Origin of the sequence: Flavobacterium sp. (genome assembly GCF_017985075.1) — a bacterium.
In the GTDB taxonomy this organism is placed as follows: Bacteria; Bacteroidota; Bacteroidia; order Flavobacteriales; family Flavobacteriaceae; genus Flavobacterium.
In genome coordinates this window covers 1-18,491 of record NZ_JAGNYF010000038.1, presented here as the reverse complement: position 1 = coordinate 18,491, position 18,491 = coordinate 1, and the positions used below count along the sequence as shown (strand labels likewise).

Here is an 18,491-nt window from a genome sequence, read left to right as displayed (position 1 = left end):
CTTTGGAAAAGAAAACCAAAAAGTGATTCCGCTAAGCGAAGTGGAACTTCATAAAAATTATGCTTTAGTCATTACGACCAATTCGGGTTTATGGCGATATTTAATTGGCGATACCATTCGATTTACTTCCTTACAACCGTTTCGTATTAAAGTTACCGGCAGAACCAAACACCATATTAACGTGTTTGGAGAAGAACTAATGGTTGAGAACACGGATGTGGCTTTAGCAAAAACTTGCGAAACCTTACATTGCGAAGTGGTAGATTATACCGTTGCACCGATTTTTATGAATGGAAAAGAAAAAGGTGCCCACGAATGGATGATTGAATTTAAAAAACATCCAGATAATATGGCAAATTTTTCAGCACTTTTAGATAAAAACATACAACACATAAATTCCGATTACGAAGCCAAACGATTTAATAATATGACGTTAAACCCACTGGTATTAAATGTAGCTAGAGAACATTTATTTTACGATTGGCTGAAAAAGAAAGATAAATTAGGCGGCCAACACAAAATTCCAAGACTATCTAATTTAAGAGACTATTTGGAAGAATTGAAAGCCATGTAACTATTTAACCGTTTAAAAAAAGTAAAACTACCTTAGTAAAAAATATATTTGAAAGGTTAAGTTATCAAAAAGATGTATATCTTTCAAGAAAAAGATGTACATCTTTCAGGTAAAAGTTGTACATCTTTTGTGTAATAGTTATACATCTTTTATAAAAGTAATCAATAGAAAATGATTTTAGTATCGGGTTTATTTAAAATTATGGTGTAGGGTTTTTAAAAAATATCGGTAGAAAATTTCAACTAATCTATTTTCAGAAAATATAAAAGGCACATAATGTACCTTGTACTGGAAACAAATAAAGCTCAAAAACATACATTTTTGAGCTTTATTTTTTTATACTGAGTTTAAAGTTTACGAAGCAATTTCCAAGCGTTTCAATAAATTTTTGCTTAATGTATTTTCCGCATAGGTTTTAGTTACTTGTAATACTTTGTCTTCCGAGCTTGGTAATTCGTACATCGCATCGGTTAAAATGGCTTCACATAAACTACGCAATCCACGAGCACCTAATTTATATTCCAACGCTTTTTCTACAATGAAATCTAAAGCATCATCGTCAATAGTAAAAGCAACTTCATCCATTTCAAATAATTTTTGATATTGCTTAATTAAAGCGTTTTTTGGCTCTGTTAAAATGGCACGTAACGTTTTTGCATCCAATGGATCCATATGCGATAAAACAGGCATACGCCCAATTATTTCAGGAATTAAACCAAATTCTTTTACATCACGTGGAATAATATATTGCAATAAATTATCGGCATCTACTTTATCTAATTCTTTAGAAGCGCTAAATCCCATCGCTTGTCGGTTCAACCGTTTTGAAATAATACGTTCCACACCATCAAAAGCACCACCTGCAATAAATAAAATATTTTGTGTATTCACCTCAACAAATTTTTGGTCGGGATGTTTTCTACCTCCTTTTGGAGGCACGTTTACTATAGAGCCTTCTAATAGTTTTAGTAATGCTTGTTGCACACCTTCTCCAGAGACATCTCTTGTAATAGACGGATTGTCACTTTTACGAGCAATTTTGTCAATTTCGTCAATAAAAACAATACCTCTTTCGGCTTTAGCCACATCGTAATCAGCAGCTTGAAGCAAACGGGTTAAGATACTTTCTACATCCTCACCTACATAACCTGCTTCAGTTAAAATAGTGGCATCTACAATCGCTAAAGGAACGTTTAACATTTTTGCAATAGTTTTTGCTACTAATGTTTTTCCTGTTCCGGTTTGTCCTACGATTAAAATATTACTCTTTTCAATTTCTACATCGTCGTCTGTAACTTTTTGAGACAATCTTTTGTAGTGATTATATACAGCAACGCTTAATACTTTTTTGGTTTGTTCTTGCCCAATTACATATTCGTTTAAAAAGGCATTTATTTCTTTTGGTTTACGCAATATTAAATCGCCAAAAGCTTCAGAATCTGTTGTTCCTTTTAGCTCTTCTACTACTATTCCGTGTGCTTGCTCTATACATTTTTCGCAAATATGCGAATCAATACCTGCGATTAATAAACTTGTTTCTGGCTTTTTTCTACCACAAAACGAACATTCTAATACTTCTTTTGCCATTATTTTGGGTGTTGGGTGTTGGGTGTTGGGTGTTGGGTGTTGGGTAACAACTTTAATGATGTGTTTACCCTTTACCTAAAACCTTATACCTATAACCTATTCATTATCTTCTCAATACTTCATCAATCATTCCGTATTCTTTTGCTTCATCAGCAATCATCCAATAGTCGCGTTCGCTATCTTTAAATACTTTTTCAATAGGTTGTTTTGAATGTGATGAAATAATTTGATACAATTCATCTTTCAATTTCAACATTTCTCTTAAGTTAATTTCCATATCCGTTGCTACACCAGAAGCACCTCCAGAAGGTTGGTGAATCATTACACGAGAATGAGGTAATGCCGAACGTTTTCCTTCTGCACCTGCACACAATAAAACCGCTCCCATAGAAGCCGCCATTCCTGTGCAAATTGTCGCTACATCAGGTTTAATGTATTGCATAGTATCGTAAATACCTAATCCTGCATAAACACTTCCACCTGGCGAATTGATATAAATTTGAATATCTTTAGAAGCATCTACACTTTCTAAAAACAATAATTGTGCTTGTATAATATTTGCCATATAATCGTCAACACCGGTTCCCATAAAGATGATTCTATCCATCATTAAACGAGAAAACACGTCTAATTGTGAGATATTTAATTGGCGTTCTTCAATAATATATGGTGTTAAACTGCCTACTAATTTATCGTAATACAAACTGTTTACTCCGTGTTTTTTTGTGGCAAATTTTTTAAATTCTTTTCCGTAGTTCATTTTAAATTGTATTTAAAAGGTTATGATTTTAAATATAAAAACGTCAAACCAAAATGATTTGACGTTCAAATATACTAATTTTTGTGAATATTATATTTCACCATACGAAGCTTTAACAAAATCTTGGTAGTTCACTTCTTTTTCAGTAGCTTTTACACTTGTTTTGTACAAGTCGATCATTTTTAAACTCAAAACTTGGTCTGATATACGTTTAATTTCTTCTTGATTTGACATGACTCTTGAAACAATTCCGTCTACTTCTGCATCTGTTGCATTGGCTTGACCAAATTGTGCCATTTGTTGTCTGATTAATCCTGAAGTAAAATCTTTTAATTCTTCAAATCTAACTTGTAAATTATGTTGAATAAATATTTTAGATTCGATTAATTGGTAACGTAATCCTCTTTCTGATTTTGCAAATTCAGCTTCTGCTTGTTCAGGAGTTAAAGGTGTTTCGCCAATAGTTTGGATCCATTTTTTTAAGAAAGTTTCTGGTAAATCAAATTGAGTAGTTTCTAATAACGCTTCTGTTACATCATTTAAAAACTGTTGATCTGCTTGCTGCACGAATTGTTGTTCCGCATCTTCTTTAATTCTAGCTTTTAAACCCTCTAAAGTAGTTACTTCTCCGTTTGGAAATAATTTTGCAAATAATTCGTCATTAATTTCCGCTTTTTCAATAGATTGAATGGCATCAATAGTAAAATTAACTTCGATATCTAAACCGTGAACGTCATCGTGAGCTACTTTCAAATAATCCATTAATTGGTGGTCGTCATTAAACAAACCTTTCGTTTTTAACGTAACAACATCGCCAACTTTTTTTCCAATAAATTGTTTACCCGTTTTAGCATCTGCAAAAACATCTAAACTAATTAAAGCTTGGTTACTGATATTTTTTTCTTCGTTTGAAAACGTACCGTTTATTTCAAAACCTTTTTTAACTTCAGTTTCCGTTAAAATTTTACCGTATTGCTTTTGAATTCTTTCAACTTGCTCGTTTAATAAGGTATCGTCTGCAATAATTTTATATCTCGTTACGCCAGCAGCTCTTGCTAAATCTACAGAGAATTCTGGTGCAATTCCTAATTCGTATTCAAAAACCAATTCGTCTGCTTTCCAATCAAAATTTTCATCTATACGAGGTAAAGCATTACCTAACAAGTCTAATTTTTCCTTTGCAATATAATCTTTTAACCCTTTGTTTACCAAAGCAGTAACCTCTTCAATAATTGCTGGTTTTTCAAACTGTTTTCTCACCACATCCATCGGTGTTTTACCTTTTCTAAAACCTGGTAATGTAGCTGTTTTTCTTTTTACTTCTAAAAAATTTTCAATTTTTTCAGTATATTCATATTTACCAATTGTAATTTTTACAACGGCGTTTAATGCGTCAATGTGTTCTTTTCTAATGTTCATTTTTATTGATTTTTTGAAGTATAAATATGGGTTGCAAAATTATATAATTTTTGCAACCCATACAAGTTTTTAATTTACAGAATTTTACAACTACTTATTGTTTTTTTCTGTGAAAATTTTATTTAATATATATTGACTTACCGAAAGTAGCACACTAAAAACTAGTGCTTGTAAGAATGTCATAGCAATACCATCAATTAAATAATCAGCTATTTTTACAATACTGGCATTAATAACCAATAAAAACAAACCCAAAGACATAATTGTTACTGGAATGGCAAGTATTTTTAAAATAGGTTTTAAAAAGGTGTTTAAAAATGATAAAGCCACCGCCATAAATACTGCTGCAGAATAATTGGTGATTTCAATTTTTAGAAAATACGAAATAACAAGTATTAATAGCGTTGAAATAAGTAATTTGATAAGGTAATTTTTCATTTTTATACAATTGATTTATACATTTTTCTTTAAGGTGTAAATATAAAAAAATAGGCACCAAAATGATGCCTATTTAGAAATTATTTAAAAACTAACTTAGTTCGTTGGTAAAATATTAATACCTGGGAAATAAGTAGGGTTGTGTAATGGTAAATTTGATTTGTATTTTGCGTTGATTGTTTTGATAATTTCATTAGCAATTACCGCATAACCACGTGCATTTGGATGTACACCATCTAAAGAAAATAAGACTTGACCTTCTGTCCCTGAACCACTAAAATAGTTAGCAGTATAAATTGAATTAGTTTCAACTTGTAAACCAGAAACTAATTGATTCATAACAGCATTCATATCCGCTACAGCTAAATTTTTAGTAGCTGCAATTGCTACAATTGAGTTGTTATACGCTGCAGTAGCCGCGGCAACTTTTGCTTTTTCAGTTGAAGTTAAGACCCATTTGTTAGCTAACGGTAAAGTTACACCATTTACATTAAAAGGAGCAGTTCCAGCTGGGTTAGGTTGTCCAATTATTGAACTTGCTGGTAATACAATTAAATCATTTGTTGGATCATTAGGATTATTAACATTATATTTAGCGTGACGAGCTTGTCCGTATAAAGCACCTAAAACAGATGCATAAGGAGCAAAAGGTGTAGAAGCTGCTGCTGCTTGAATTGTTGAACCTATGTCAGTTAGTGATTCATCTTTAATTAATACTGGATTTTTTGTTCCTGCAGCAGTACTTAATGGAGAAATTCTTCCGCCAGAAACTGCAGCTAAAAACTGATATAAACCAATTGCCGTTGCATTTCCAGAAGTAGCTTCTGCCGGTAAAGCTTTAACTGGCACAGTAGTAAAATAAGGAATAGAGGTTACACTAGGAATCGTACATACCACCCCTTTTGCTCCGTTTACTGTTAACGTGTTAATAATGTTAGTATACACATTATTGAAAACACCACTATTTGTAATATCATTAAACCCATAAGTAGCTGGATTTAAATTTCCAGTTACATTATGATCTGCTGCTGGTGTTACACCATCTGCTTGGGCACCACCTGCAGTAGCATACGCTAACACATCGTTTGAACCAATCCAGTTAGTAAAAAACGTTGGGTTTTTTGACATTGCATCTGCTAATACTGTAGCATTAGGAGTTGATGCATGACGAATAAAATAAGGATTAGCATTTGGTAAATTTGCAACATTACCATAACCTGCAGCTAGTAAATGAAATGACTTTGCACCAGGTACTCCCATATTGTTAAAGGCCTTAGCTTGAGGAGTCAAAGTAATTGTTGATGCTCCTGCAATTGGTTCTGGTCTATTTTGAGACGCATCTATAACTAATCTATTTCCAAAACCTGGAACTCCCAAAATTCCACCTCTATTATATGTATCATCTTCAAAAGAAGGCTGCGTAAAAGCACCACCACCCACTAAAGCGAATTGTTGTGCTAATAAATTTGGGTAAGAATAGGTTTGTCCTACTCTAGAAACGGTTCCATCCATGTAACCAGCTGTAAGTGAATTACCAACAGCTACATATGTTGTAAAATCTGCTTCACCAGAAGAATAAGCGGCATTCACTTCATTTTCAAATTCTGGTTCACAACTAGCAAATCCAATTGCTAAAGTTGCTACTATTATAAATTTATTTTTCATTTTTTGAATATATTTTAAATTAGAAACCGTAAGTTATACCAATACCTGGAGAAAATACAGATGATTTATAGGTACCTCCGAAAGTAGAATATTGAGGTGAATTTGAAGGACCAGTTGTTGGATCGTCAAAATAATCATAAGAATTATTAACTTCATCAAAATGTAAGTATAAGAATGACATGTCAATTCCTAATTTACTGTTTATTTGATACGTGAATCCTCCTGTGTATCCTACAGAATCATTACGGGGTGTTTCTGGTGCAAAATAGCCTTGTTGAACTGGACTTTCATCAATATAGTATCCACCTCTAACTGTTAATTTTTCAGAAGCTTTGTATTGTGCTCCAAAACGATAAGCACTTACATCTTTATAATTTCTTAGATTTTTTGAAGTTGGCAATGCGCTATCAAAATCAACATCTAAAGATTTGTATACACTCCATTTTGTGTAGTTATAATCGAATGCAAATAACCATTTATCAGAAGCTTTGTATGAAATACCAGTGGTAAATTCTGCTGGTAAAGGTAAATCTGCACTAAAATAAGTATCTCTAAATGTTCCTGAAGCGATAGTTGGTACATCTGCAAATTTTGCAGAACCACCTCTTGCTTGCATAATAATTTCAGAACGATAATCCATACCTAAAGTTACTTTTTTAGATAATTTAAACATCATACCTACATTGTATCCTGATGCTGTAATTCCTTTTGCATCTAAAGTAACATCCGTTCCACTTCCATTATTAGATAAAAGAGGGTTTGGCGTTAAATTTCTGTTGAAGTTAACACTTCCTTGTACCAAAATTGGTCCCCCACCAATACTAAAAACATCCCCTACTCTAAACGAAATAGTTGGTTGAATAAATATCGCTGATAAATCAATATTGTTTACTAAATGCGCTCCTGCCCAGTCTTGATCCCAAGCTACAGAAGAACCATAAGGTGTATATATTGCTAAACCTGCAGATACCCATTCGCTAATTTTGTACGTAGCATATATACTAAAAGGAGTACCCATATTATCTGTTGCTGCCGTTTGATTAAATTTTGAACTTTGAAATCTTGTTTTTGCCATTAAAGCATTTCCACCTACTGATAAGTTGAATTTTTTGTCTAAGAATGACATTCCTGCAGGGTTAAAAAACGCCACCTCTGCACTATTAACAACTGCTACTCCGGTATGTCCCATTGCCAATTGTTTCTGACCTTGAATAGAAACTCTATACCCTCCTGCAAACATAGACACAGAAGCCAAGGTTAGTAATGATAAAGAAAATAATTTTCTCATAATTAAAATTTAGTTAGTATTTATTTTTATATTTTATTCAAAATTAACATTATTTATGAAATTGACAATTTTTTTAACAAAAATATTATGCATACATAATATTCGTTATACAAATTTTTCAACTTCAGAATAAAATGCAGTAGGATTTTCAGCGTGTAACCAATGCCCTGCATTTTGTATTGTTTTTATAACAGCTGATGGGAAATGATGTAAAATTGTTTCAAAATCCGAATCTAAAATATAATCCGACTTATCGCCTCGAAGAAACAAAACGGGCTTATCAAAATGATTTTCAAATGGAAGCGCCGTGCCAATTTCAGATATTTTCTCATTAAAAACAAGTAAATTAAATCGAAAAGCCAATTGATCTGGAGTTTCCCAATATAAGTTTTTTAACAAGAATTGTTTCGTGCCAAAATCTGAAATGTATTTTGAAATAATTTCATCAACTTCACTTCTACTTGGTTTTTTTGAAAAATCAACTGCATTTAATGCTTCTAAAATGCTTTGATGATGTGGCGCGTAATATTTTGGGCCAATATCAGCAATAATTAATTTTTCAACATATTCTGGATAAAGGGTCGCAAATAACATGGCAATTTTTCCGCCCATTGAATGCCCTAATAGCGTTACTTGTTGTAATTGGTGAAAATCGATGTAGGATTTTACATCTTCCACCATGATTTCATAATTAAACTCATCTGAATGAAAACTTTTACCATGATTTCGCATATCTAACAAATGAATTTGAAAACCCAATTGCGCAAATTGCAAACCCAACGTTTTCCAATTATCAGACATGCCTAAAAATCCATGAATAATTATAAACGGCTTTCCTTCGCCTTCTATTTTTGAGTATAACATTTTTTTGGTTAAATTTTATTTGATATAAGGTTCCTAATTTATATAGTTGGCTTCGAGTGCCTCAGCCAACGGTGACTGAGGTACTCGAAGTTACCGTTGACTAAAGCACTCGAAGCCACTTTTTACTTCAACTTATTCAAATACATATTCACTACGTTATCTAATCCAAGATATAAAGATTCCGAAATCAGAGCATGACCAATGGATACTTCTAATAAATTTGGAATGTTGTCTTTGAAAAATTTAATATTATCTAAACTTAAGTCGTGCCCTGCATTAATACCTAAATTTAATTCATTTGCTCTGATGGCAGCTTTCACAAATGGCTCAATTGCTGAATGATTTCCTAAACCGTATTGATGAGCAAAACTTTCTGTATATAATTCAATTCTATCTGCACCTGTTTTTTTAGCACCTTCAACCATACTTCCATTGGCGTCAACAAATATAGATGTTCTAATTCCATTACGTTGAAATTCTTGTATGACTTCCGTAAGATAATCCTTATGTTTTATAGTGTCCCAACCTGCATTTGAAGTAATTGCCCCAATAGCATCCGGAACTAAAGTTACCTGATCGGGTTTGCATTCTAAAACTAAATCAATAAAATTATGTTGCGGATTACCTTCTATATTATATTCTGTGTAGACAACATTTTTTAAATCTCTTGCATCTTGATAGGTAATATGTCGCTCATCTGGACGCGGATGAATGGTAATACCATGGGCTCCAAATTTTTGAATATCTTTTGCTACTTGCAACAAATCAGGAACATTTCCACCTCGAGCATTTCTTAGGGTTGCAATTTTATTAATATTAACCGATAACTTTGTCATAATTGAATTAAATTTGTACAAAATTACAAACAAAAATAGACTATTTTGTATTTTTTACTTAATTTGCAATAGTTTTGAACTTAGATACATGGATAAAATTACAGATTTTATAAACAATCAATATAAAGCGTTACAAGTTAGTGCTACTGTAGCTGATGCCTCAGATTTATTCTTAGATTTAGATTATTCTCATTTTCCAATTTTAGAACAAAATGTTTTTTTAGGATCAATAGCAAAAGAAGATGCTGATATTTTTTTAAGTACAGATAGCATAGATGTCCATAAATATAATTTAACTCGTTTTTTTGTTCGAAACGACATGAATTGGTTTGATGTTTTAGAAGAATTTTCAAAAAATCACACCAATCTTTTACCGGTTTTAGACGATAAAAATAATTATTTAGGTTTTTATGAACTTGACGATGTGCTTCATTTTTTTAACGAAACCACATTTGTAAAAGAAGACGGAAGTACCATTGTTGTCGAAAAAGAAACTGCCGATTTTTCATTTAGTCAAATTTGTCAAATTGTAGAAAGTAACGATGCTAAAATATTAGGCGTTTTTATCTCAAATAATTCAGCAACAAAAACCGAAATAACATTAAAAATTTCGCAAAGTAATTTTAACGAAATCATTCAAACATTTAGAAGGTACAATTATACTATTTTATCCGAACATGAAGAAGATGCTTACCTTGCCGATTTAAAAGATCGCTCGGATTATTTAAACAAATATTTAAATATATAAAAATTCACAAATGAAAATAGCTGTATTTGGTCAATATTATCAAAACAACACCCATTCTATAGTAGAAAAAGTAGTGGCTTTTTTAGAGCAGAATAATATTGAAATTTGTTTTTATAAAATTTTTTACGACAAATTAATTGAAAATGAGGTGTCGTTATCTGAATATAGCACATTTGATTCTCACGAATGTTTGAAAGATAATTTTGATTATTTAATTAGTATTGGTGGCGATGGAACTATTTTACGAGCTGCCACTTTTGTAAGAAACTACAATTTACCAATTATAGGAATTAACGCAGGAAGATTGGGGTTTTTAGCAACTATTCAGGAAGAAAATATCGAAAAACTTTTAACACGTGTGGTGGCAAATGATTTTTGTATTTCGAAAAGAACTTTAGTTAGTTTACACGCACATCCTGAAAATGTTGATTTAGAAGACATTAATTTTGCATTAAACGAAATTACAGTTTCCCGAAAAGACACCACTTCGATGATTACGATTGAAACCTATATTAATAATGAATATCTAAATTCGTATTGGGCAGACGGTTTAATTATTTCCACTCCAACAGGATCTACAGGGTATTCGCTTAGTTGTGGAGGGCCTGTAATTATGCCCACATCCAATTGTTTTGTAATTACACCTATTGCACCGCATAATTTAACGGCTAGACCTTTAATTATTCCTGACGATTCTGAATTAACTTTAAAAATAAAAGGAAGAGAAGAACAGTATTTGGTATCATTAGACTCCAGAATAACTTCTGTTTCCAACGAAACTACTTTAACTGTTAAAAAATCAGATTTTCATATTTCAATTATCGAATTTCCAGAAGAAGGATTCTTAAGAACAATTCGTAAAAAACTACTTTGGGGAGAAGACAAAAGGAATTAACACACGAATTTTCATTTTTTTACGTTATAATATGAAGTTAATCATCAAAAAAGCTTGGTTTAAGATGGTTAGTACATCAATATTATTATATTTGCAAACTATTAAAAAAATGAAAAGATTTTTATTAAATATTACAGGACTATTATTCTGCATCACTTCATTCGGGCAAATACACGAATTAGGTGTTTTTGTAGGCGGAAGTAATTATATTGGAGATGTAGGAAAATCAACCTATTTGTCGCCAGATGATATGGCGTTTGGTGTTTTATATAAGTGGAATAAAAGCACGAGACATTCTTGGCGTTTTTCATATAAAATGGCATCAATAACAGCAAAAGATATAGAAAGTAATGCCCCAAATAGAAAATATCGAGGTTTCGAAATTAAAAATAATATTAAAGAAATTTCAGCGGGTTTAGAATTTAATTTTTTGGATTTTGATTTGCACCAATCTGATTATGCGTTTACACCTTATGTATATTCAGGAATTTCAGCATTTGTTTACGATGAAATTTATGTTATTGGTACGGAAAGCAAAACAGATTATCAACATTATTCGTTAGCCATACCAATGGTTTTTGGAATAAAATCAAAACTAACAAATCAATTAGTTATTGGATTAGAAAGTGGCGCAAGATATACATTTACTGATAATTTAGACGGAAGTAATCCTAAAAATAAAAATTTCGAAACATTAAAATTCGGAAATTTAAACAATAAAGACTGGTATATTTTTACTGGGTTTACGCTTACTTACACATTTGGTAAAAACCCATGCTTTTGTGCACATAAATAGATGGAAAAAGAGATAGATAAAAATAATTTACCAAAACATTTGGCCATCATTATGGACGGCAATGGACGTTGGGCAAAAAAACAAGGAATGCTTCGCGTATTTGGTCATGAAAAAGGGACTAAATCTGTGAAACAAACCGTTGAAAATTGCGCCAAATTAGGTATTGAATTTTTAACGCTTTATGCTTTTTCAACAGAAAATTGGAATCGTCCAAAAATAGAAGTAGACACGTTAATGAAATTATTAGTTAGCGCGTTAAAAAAAGAATTAAAAACATTACAAAACAATAACATCAAACTAAATGCGATTGGAAATTTAGACAGTTTACCGTCGGGAGTTAGAAAAGAATTAGTTGAAGTTATTGAAAAAACACAGACAAACAGTAGAATGACTTTAACTTTAGCATTAAGTTATGGCGCAAGAGATGAAATCATAAATGCTGTTAAAATAATTTCGGAAAAAGTTAAAAATAATATAATTTCAGTAGATGCTATTGATGAATCAATTATAAATCAGCATCTTTACACACAGAATATACCAGATGTTGACTTAGTGATAAGAACAAGTGGTGAACACAGGATAAGTAATTTCCTTTTATGGCAAATTGCTTATGCTGAATTTTATTTTACAGACGTGCTTTGGCCGGACTTCAGTGAAGAAGAACTGCATAAGGCATTATTAAGTTATCAAAAAAGAGAAAGAAGATTTGGAAAAACTAGCGAACAAATTAGATAAATTGACAATGTTTAAAAACAGAATACTATTTTTATTTATCCTATTATTAATAGGAAATACAATAAATGCTCAAGAAACAACCTTAGAAAAAGGAAAAGAATATACACTTTCTGGAGTTGAAGTTACCGGAAAAGTTTCTTTCAATGAGCAAACTGTAATTACATTTACTGGACTTGAAATTGGTAGTAAAATCAGAATTCCAGGAGAAGAAATTAGTTTAGCCATTACCAAACTTTGGAAATTAGGCCTTTTTAATGACGTAAACTTTTATGTCAAAAAAATTGAAGGAGAATCAATTTTCCTTGAGTTAGAATTATACGAATTACCAAAACTTAATGATATAAAAATTAAAGGAGTAAAAAAAGGTAAAAGAGAAGACATCGTTAAAGAAACCGAGTTAAGCAAAGGTAAAATTGTAAATGACAACTTACTTACAAATACCAAAAATTATATTGAAAATAAGTTTAAAAAAGACGGATATTTTAACACAAAAGTTACTATAAATACTTTAGCCGATTCTACAAATACAAAAGTAGATATGGTTGTTTTTATTGATAAAGGAGAGAAAGTAAAAATTAGTGCAATTAATTTTGTAGGAAATGAACAATTAGTTGATAAAAAACTAAAAAAATCATTTAAAAATACAAAAGAAAAAAAGATTTATAGAATTTTTAAATCTTCTAAATTTGTTAAGGACAAATACAAAGAGGATTTAGAGTCAGTTATTACAAAATACAAAGAAAAAGGATATAGAGACGCAAGAGTAGTTAGCGAAAATGTAGTCTATGATAAAGAAAAAAATAAAATTAACATTGATGTAAATATTGAAGAAGGAAGAAAATATTACTTTGGAGATATTAGATTTTTAGGAAATACCGTGTATTCTGATCAAGCTCTAAATTCCATCTTAGGAATTAAAAGAGGTGAAATTTACAATGGTGTTATGTTAGAAAAAAGAATTGCCGACAAAACTTCTCCAGACGCAGAAGATGTTACTAATTTATATCAAAACAATGGATATTTGTGGTCAAACATCAACCCCGTTGAAGTAAAAACTGAAAACGACACAATCGATTTTGAAATTAGAATAACGGAAGGTCCAATTGCGTATTTTAATAATATTACAGTTAAAGGAAACGACAAAACCAACGACAAAGTAATTTACAGAGAACTAAGAACTAGACCAGGTGAAAAATGGAATAAAGATTTAGTTATTCGTTCTGTTAGAGAATTAGGGCAATTAGGATTCTTTGATGCTGAAGCCATTCGTCCAGAGCCTGTAAATATGGATCCAGCTGCTGGAACAGTAGATTTAGACTGGACCGTTGTGGAAAAAGGTTCAAGTCAAGTAGAATTACAAGGAGGGTATGGCGCCGGAGGTTTCATTGGAACTCTAGGTTTATCATTTAATAATTTTTCTTTAAAAAATATTTTCAATAAAAAGGCATACCAACCTTTACCAATGGGTGATGGTCAAAAAATGTCATTACGTTTACAAGCCAGTCAAGGATTTCAAGTATATAGTTTGTCATTCACTGAACCTTGGTTGGGAGGCAAAAAACCAATTAGTTTCTTTACATCTATATCGCACAGTAAACAATTTTTATACGATTACAGAACTAGAAATGTAACGAGTGAAAAAAGTTTTAATATTTCTACATTAACAGTAGGTTACGGAAAACGATTAAAAGTGCCAGATGATTATTTCAGTATTTCTAACTCTGTGTCTTTTTCGTATTACGATTTAAATAATTACAACACAGGTCTATTTACATTTGGTAATGGTGCATCAAGAAACTTAGCTTTTAGTACAACTTTAACTAGAGATAGTAGAGGTTTAGATCCAATTTTCCCAGATAGAGGTTCAAATTTCTCTGTATCAGCTAAATTTTCATTACCTTATTCATTATTTAACGGTATAGATTATGCTAATTTAGGAAACAAAGAAGAATATAAATTAAGAAACAAAACTGTTTTCCCTACAGATTCAAATGGAAACGTATTGCCAGTATACGTTAATGCAACAGGTGGTAACACATTTAATTTTACTGAAGGAGTTGCCGACCAAAGTTTAGTAGATCAAGAACGTTTCAAATGGTTGGAATTTTATAAAGTTAAATTTAGTGGCGATTGGTATACTAAAATATATAAGAAATTCGTTTTACGTACAAGAGCAGAATTTGGTTTCTTAGGAGCGTACAATTCAGACAGAGGAATTGTACCTTTTGAAAGATTTTATGTTGGTGGCGACGGTTTAGCAAACTATTCATTAGATGGAAGAGAAGTTATACAATTACGTGGATATCCAAATAATTCACTATCTTCGTCTAACGGAGGAACAGTATATAACAAATATTCTATGGAATTAAGATACCCAATTACCATGAAACAATCAGCTAAAATTTATGCTATGAGTTTTTTAGAAGCGGGTGCTGCCTTTGATAATTTTAAAACATTTGATCCATTTAAAGTACAACGTGCTGCAGGTGTAGGATTAAGAGTATTTATGCCAGCTTTTGGATTATTAGGTATTGATTTTGCTCACGGATTTGATCCTGTACCAGGAGATACCGTAAAAAGTGGTTGGCAAACACACTTTATTATTGGACAACAATTTTAAATTTTGGCACGATAGTTGAATTTAACATATACAATTATGAAAAAATATTTTGTTTTACTTTTTAGTTTTGTTTTATTTGCAGTACAAGCGCAAAAAACAACAAAAATTGGTTATATAGATATGGAATATATTTTGGAAAAAGTTCCAGAATATGCCGAAGCTAAAAATCAATTGGAACAAAAAGCAGCAACTTGGAAGCAAGAAATTGAAACCAAGAAAAATGAAATAAAAAAATTAAAAGATGCTTTAGCTTCTGAAAAAGTGTTGTTAACTAAAGAATTAATTAACGATAAAGAAGAAGAGATAAACGTTCTTGAAAAAGACATGCTGGATTATCAACAAAAACGATTTGGACCACAAGGCGACTTAATGATTCAAAAATCGGCGTTAGTAAAACCTATACAAGACCAAGTTTTTAATGTAGTACAAGACATTGCAGCAGCTAGAAATTTCGATTTTATTTTCGATAAATCATCAGATTTAACTATGCTTTTCACAGCAGAAAGATTTGACATTAGTGATTTTGTATTAAAAGCTTTAGAAAGAGCTGGTAAAAAAGTTGAATTATCTAAAAAACAACAAAAAATTCAAGACGCTAAGGATGTAAGAGAATTTGACACGAAAGAAAATCCTGAAATATTAGAAAAAGAAAAAGCAATACAAGCCACAAAAGACGATAGAGAAAAAAAATTACAAGAACGTAAAGATGCTGCCGCAGCTAAGAAAAAGGAAGCAGATGACAAAAGAGCAGCACTTTTAAAAGAAAGAGCAGAAGCACGTCAGAAATTACTTGACGACCAAAAAGCAAAAAGAGATGCTTTATTAAATAAGAAAAAAGAAAATAAATAAACACGTATAACTAAAATTAAATAACCCTTATTAAATTAAATTAAAATGAAACAATTTAAAACTCTAATTATTGCAATAGTACTATTTTTTGGCGCGCAAGTTGCAACAGCTCAAACTAAAGTTGGACATATTGATGTAAGCACTTTAATGACTACTATGCCAGCTATGAAAGCCGCAGAAGCTCAATTAACAAAATTGAGAGAAGGTTATGATACTGAATACAAAAAATTAGTAGCAGAATACCAAACAAAAGCTGCTCAATATCAAGAAGCAGCTGCAACTGCTGGAGATTTATTAAATCAAACACGTTCTCAAGAAATGCAAGACATGGGAACAAGAATTCAAAAATATCAAGATGATGCATCAAAATCATTACAAGATAAACAAATTGAATTACAAAAACCTTTAACAGAAAAAGCATTAGCAGCTATTCAAAAAGTAGCTCGTGCTAAAGGTGTTCAATACGTATTAGACTCTACTGTTGGAAGTGGTGTTTTATTAGCTGATGGAATGGACTTATTAGCTGATGTTAAAAAAGAATTAGGTTTCTAATAAAACTTAAAAAAAATACTCCAACTGCTCCATCTTATTTTTAGATTGAGCAGTTTTTTTTTACATTTGTTCTATGAGTAACAAAAACCCAATAGGACTTTTCGATTCTGGCGTAGGAGGCACATCCATTTGGAAAGAAGTACACGCACTTCTACCAAATGAAAGTACCATTTATTTGGCAGATAGTAAAAACGCACCTTATGGTCAAAAAAGTCAGGAAGAAATAATTGAGTTAAGTATAAAAAATACCGAGATATTACTAAACAACAATTGTAAAATTATAATTGTAGCTTGTAATACCGCTACAACAAACGCTATAAAAGTATTAAGAGCTACTTATAAAATTCCGTTCATTGGAATTGAACCCGCTATTAAGCCTGCCGCATTACAAACAAAAACTCAAAAAATTGGAATTTTAGCAACGCAAGGGACTTTAAATAGTGCCCTTTTTCATCAAACCGTTGCTTTGTATTCAGATGTAAAAGTAGTGGAGCAAATTGGTTACGAATTGGTTCAACTTATAGAAAGTGGTGCAATGCATTCTGAAAAAATGACACAACTTTTAAAAGATTACTTACTGCCAATGGTTGCTGAAGGTATTGATTATCTAGTTTTAGGTTGTACACATTATCCCTATTTAATTCCTCAAATAAAAAAAATAATTCCTAATCATATTAAAATTATTGATTCTGGAGAAGCAGTTGCTAAACAAACTAAACATATTTTAGAAGTGAATAACTTATATAATTCCTCAAGTGAAGTATTTCACTCCTTTTATATTAATAACCCACCTGATGTAATGCAAGAATTAGTTGGCACTGCATTTAAAGTGGATTATATGATTTTTTAGTCTTCTTTAAACCAACTGGAATACATTACGTAATTATTAGAAATTCGATCAATTTCGCCTGCAAAATCACTTGTGTTCAATGCTTTTACTTTTTTTGCTGGAATTCCTGCATAAATAAAACCACTTTCAATGTGCGTGTTTTGAGTGACTACACTCCCCGCTCCTATTATAGAATTACTTTCAACCACACAGCCATCCATTATTATGGCGCCCATTCCTACTAAAACATTATCATGAATGGTACATCCATGAACAATGGCATTATGTCCAATAGAAACATTATTTCCTATAATAGTTGGATGTTTTAAATAAGTACAATGTATTACTGCTCCGTCTTGAATATTTACTTTATTTCCTATTGAAATAAAATTTACATCTCCTCTTATTACAGCATTAAACCACACACTACACTTTTCTCCAAAAGAAACATCTCCTACAATAGTTGCATTTTCTGCTACATAACAATCAGCTGGAATAGCGGGTTTTTTACCTCTAACTTCTTTAATAATCATACAAAAATATTTAAAAAAAAAATCCCGAAAAATCGGGATTAAATATGTTAGTTTGAAACTGCTGGACAGTTACAATCAAATGCTTTTGGTTTACAGAATAAGTTTAATCCAACAGTTAATTGATGATATCCTGCATTATCAAATTTAACATCTCCAATTACTTGGTTATAAGAATAACCAAACATAAATTGTTTAAAATTAACACCTACAAAAGGCGTAATATATTGTAATTTTTGAGTGTTCACTACACCTTTTTCTTTTGTGTATTGTGTTCCCTCAAAACTTGTTCTGTATGAAAGTCCTCCCCAAATATTACCAAAATCCATTGCTTTATATACTTTTGCATTTAAATCAATAGCTTTTTCACCAGTTTGTTCCGTTACTTGAAACATAAATGAAGGCTCTACAGAAATATTATCAGTATCTCCAAAATTTGCACCTGCACTCCATAAGTATTTTCTTAAGTTATCAGATTCAACTCCTGCTAAATATAATTCTCTTCT

At 31.3% G+C, this 18,491-nt stretch carries 19 protein-coding genes; 9 read left to right on the top strand and 10 right to left on the bottom strand.

Going from position 1 to position 18,491, the window contains the following annotated elements:
* Positions 1-574 (top strand): GH3 auxin-responsive promoter family protein (locus tag KA468_RS07975; protein WP_291242417.1); only part of this gene is annotated, 574 nt, incomplete at its 5' end.
* Between the two features lie 354 nt (positions 575-928).
* On the opposite strand, the gene clpX is transcribed toward KA468_RS07975, so the two are convergent.
* The 8 genes from clpX to KA468_RS07935 all read right to left on the bottom strand — a co-directional run bounded on the left by clpX (position 929) and on the right by KA468_RS07935 (position 9,431).
* The gene (gene clpX / locus KA468_RS07970) at positions 929-2,161 is read right to left on the bottom strand and encodes an ATP-dependent Clp protease ATP-binding subunit ClpX (RefSeq protein ID WP_291242416.1); all 1,233 of its coding nucleotides are present in this window, start codon (positions 2,159-2,161) and stop codon (positions 929-931) included.
* Between the two features lie 103 nt (positions 2,162-2,264).
* Positions 2,265-2,921, bottom strand: a complete 657-nt coding sequence (clpP, locus tag KA468_RS07965; RefSeq protein ID WP_291242415.1) for an ATP-dependent Clp endopeptidase proteolytic subunit ClpP — start codon at positions 2,919-2,921, stop codon at positions 2,265-2,267.
* A gap of 90 nt (positions 2,922-3,011) precedes the next feature.
* Positions 3,012-4,340, bottom strand: a complete 1,329-nt coding sequence (locus KA468_RS07960; RefSeq protein ID WP_291242414.1) for a trigger factor — start codon at positions 4,338-4,340, stop codon at positions 3,012-3,014.
* A 90-nt stretch (positions 4,341-4,430) separates the two neighbouring features.
* Complete coding sequence (locus tag KA468_RS07955; RefSeq protein WP_291242413.1) at positions 4,431-4,778, bottom strand: phage holin family protein; 348 nt, start codon at positions 4,776-4,778, stop codon at positions 4,431-4,433.
* A 96-nt stretch (positions 4,779-4,874) separates the two neighbouring features.
* Positions 4,875-6,443: a G-D-S-L family lipolytic protein gene (locus KA468_RS07950; protein WP_291242412.1), complete on the bottom strand. Its 1,569-nt coding sequence runs from the start codon at positions 6,441-6,443 to the stop codon at positions 4,875-4,877.
* 19 nt (positions 6,444-6,462) lie between these two features.
* On the bottom strand, positions 6,463-7,731 hold the full coding sequence (locus KA468_RS07945; protein ID WP_291242411.1) for an outer membrane protein transport protein: 1,269 nt from the start codon (positions 7,729-7,731) through the stop codon (positions 6,463-6,465).
* Positions 7,732-7,836: 105 nt separating this feature from the next.
* A complete protein-coding gene (locus tag KA468_RS07940) occupies positions 7,837-8,595 on the bottom strand; it encodes an alpha/beta fold hydrolase (RefSeq protein WP_291242410.1) in 759 nt (252 codons plus the stop codon).
* 122 nt (positions 8,596-8,717) lie between these two features.
* On the bottom strand, positions 8,718-9,431 hold the full coding sequence (locus KA468_RS07935; protein WP_291242409.1) for a pyridoxine 5'-phosphate synthase: 714 nt from the start codon (positions 9,429-9,431) through the stop codon (positions 8,718-8,720).
* Between the two features lie 88 nt (positions 9,432-9,519).
* On the opposite strand from KA468_RS07935, the gene KA468_RS07930 reads away from it, so the two are divergent.
* The 8 genes from KA468_RS07930 to murI all read left to right on the top strand — a co-directional run bounded on the left by KA468_RS07930 (position 9,520) and on the right by murI (position 17,476).
* The gene (locus tag KA468_RS07930) at positions 9,520-10,179 is read left to right on the top strand and encodes a CBS domain-containing protein (RefSeq protein WP_291242408.1); all 660 of its coding nucleotides are present in this window, start codon (positions 9,520-9,522) and stop codon (positions 10,177-10,179) included.
* A 10-nt stretch (positions 10,180-10,189) separates the two neighbouring features.
* The gene (locus KA468_RS07925) at positions 10,190-11,074 is read left to right on the top strand and encodes an NAD kinase (protein ID WP_291242407.1); all 885 of its coding nucleotides are present in this window, start codon (positions 10,190-10,192) and stop codon (positions 11,072-11,074) included.
* A gap of 109 nt (positions 11,075-11,183) precedes the next feature.
* Complete coding sequence (locus KA468_RS07920; protein ID WP_291242406.1) at positions 11,184-11,870, top strand: DUF6089 family protein; 687 nt, start codon at positions 11,184-11,186, stop codon at positions 11,868-11,870.
* The gene (locus tag KA468_RS07915; RefSeq protein ID WP_291242405.1) at positions 11,871-12,605 is read left to right on the top strand and encodes an isoprenyl transferase; all 735 of its coding nucleotides are present in this window, start codon (positions 11,871-11,873) and stop codon (positions 12,603-12,605) included.
* On the top strand, positions 12,577-15,225 hold the full coding sequence (gene bamA, locus KA468_RS07910) for an outer membrane protein assembly factor BamA (protein ID WP_366933133.1): 2,649 nt from the start codon (positions 12,577-12,579) through the stop codon (positions 15,223-15,225). The genes KA468_RS07915 and bamA overlap by 29 nt, the downstream gene beginning before the upstream one ends.
* Before the next feature lie 36 nt (positions 15,226-15,261).
* Positions 15,262-16,074, top strand: a complete 813-nt coding sequence (locus tag KA468_RS07905; RefSeq protein WP_291242404.1) for an OmpH family outer membrane protein — start codon at positions 15,262-15,264, stop codon at positions 16,072-16,074.
* A gap of 45 nt (positions 16,075-16,119) precedes the next feature.
* The gene (locus tag KA468_RS07900) at positions 16,120-16,626 is read left to right on the top strand and encodes an OmpH family outer membrane protein (protein WP_291242403.1); all 507 of its coding nucleotides are present in this window, start codon (positions 16,120-16,122) and stop codon (positions 16,624-16,626) included.
* 73 nt (positions 16,627-16,699) lie between these two features.
* Positions 16,700-17,476 (top strand): glutamate racemase, encoded by a 777-nt coding sequence (gene murI / locus KA468_RS07895; RefSeq protein WP_291242402.1) that lies wholly within the window; start codon positions 16,700-16,702, stop codon positions 17,474-17,476.
* Here murI and KA468_RS07890 read toward each other — a convergent pair.
* Both KA468_RS07890 and KA468_RS07885 read right to left on the bottom strand, forming a co-directional pair.
* Positions 17,473-17,988 (bottom strand): gamma carbonic anhydrase family protein, encoded by a 516-nt coding sequence (locus tag KA468_RS07890; protein WP_291242401.1) that lies wholly within the window; start codon positions 17,986-17,988, stop codon positions 17,473-17,475. The two genes, murI and KA468_RS07890, sit on opposite strands and share 4 nt — an antisense overlap.
* 47 nt (positions 17,989-18,035) lie before the next feature.
* The coding region (locus KA468_RS07885) for a type IX secretion system membrane protein PorP/SprF (RefSeq protein WP_291242400.1) at positions 18,036-18,491 on the bottom strand (456 nt) is incomplete at its 5' end.

What these genes read in the sequence shown, in the direction of transcription:
- clpX (WP_291242416.1), bottom strand. Translation starts at nt 2,161, where the DNA reads ATGGCAAAAGAAGTATTAGAATGTTCGTTTTGTGGTAGAAAAAAGCCA.
- clpP (WP_291242415.1), bottom strand. Translation starts at nt 2,921, where the DNA reads ATGAACTACGGAAAAGAATTTAAAAAATTTGCCACAAAAAAACACGGA.
- KA468_RS07960 (WP_291242414.1), bottom strand. Translation starts at nt 4,340, where the DNA reads ATGAACATTAGAAAAGAACACATTGACGCATTAAACGCCGTTGTAAAA.
- KA468_RS07955 (WP_291242413.1), bottom strand. Translation starts at nt 4,778, where the DNA reads ATGAAAAATTACCTTATCAAATTACTTATTTCAACGCTATTAATACTT.
- KA468_RS07950 (WP_291242412.1), bottom strand. Translation starts at nt 6,443, where the DNA reads ATGAAAAATAAATTTATAATAGTAGCAACTTTAGCAATTGGATTTGCT.
- KA468_RS07945 (WP_291242411.1), bottom strand. Translation starts at nt 7,731, where the DNA reads ATGAGAAAATTATTTTCTTTATCATTACTAACCTTGGCTTCTGTGTCT.
- KA468_RS07940 (WP_291242410.1), bottom strand. Translation starts at nt 8,595, where the DNA reads ATGTTATACTCAAAAATAGAAGGCGAAGGAAAGCCGTTTATAATTATT.
- KA468_RS07935 (WP_291242409.1), bottom strand. Translation starts at nt 9,431, where the DNA reads ATGACAAAGTTATCGGTTAATATTAATAAAATTGCAACCCTAAGAAAT.
- KA468_RS07930 (WP_291242408.1), top strand. Translation starts at nt 9,520, where the DNA reads ATGGATAAAATTACAGATTTTATAAACAATCAATATAAAGCGTTACAA.
- KA468_RS07925 (WP_291242407.1), top strand. Translation starts at nt 10,190, where the DNA reads ATGAAAATAGCTGTATTTGGTCAATATTATCAAAACAACACCCATTCT.
- KA468_RS07920 (WP_291242406.1), top strand. Translation starts at nt 11,184, where the DNA reads ATGAAAAGATTTTTATTAAATATTACAGGACTATTATTCTGCATCACT.
- KA468_RS07915 (WP_291242405.1), top strand. Translation starts at nt 11,871, where the DNA reads ATGGAAAAAGAGATAGATAAAAATAATTTACCAAAACATTTGGCCATC.
- KA468_RS07905 (WP_291242404.1), top strand. Translation starts at nt 15,262, where the DNA reads ATGAAAAAATATTTTGTTTTACTTTTTAGTTTTGTTTTATTTGCAGTA.
- KA468_RS07900 (WP_291242403.1), top strand. Translation starts at nt 16,120, where the DNA reads ATGAAACAATTTAAAACTCTAATTATTGCAATAGTACTATTTTTTGGC.
- murI (WP_291242402.1), top strand. Translation starts at nt 16,700, where the DNA reads ATGAGTAACAAAAACCCAATAGGACTTTTCGATTCTGGCGTAGGAGGC.
- KA468_RS07890 (WP_291242401.1), bottom strand. Translation starts at nt 17,988, where the DNA reads ATGATTATTAAAGAAGTTAGAGGTAAAAAACCCGCTATTCCAGCTGAT.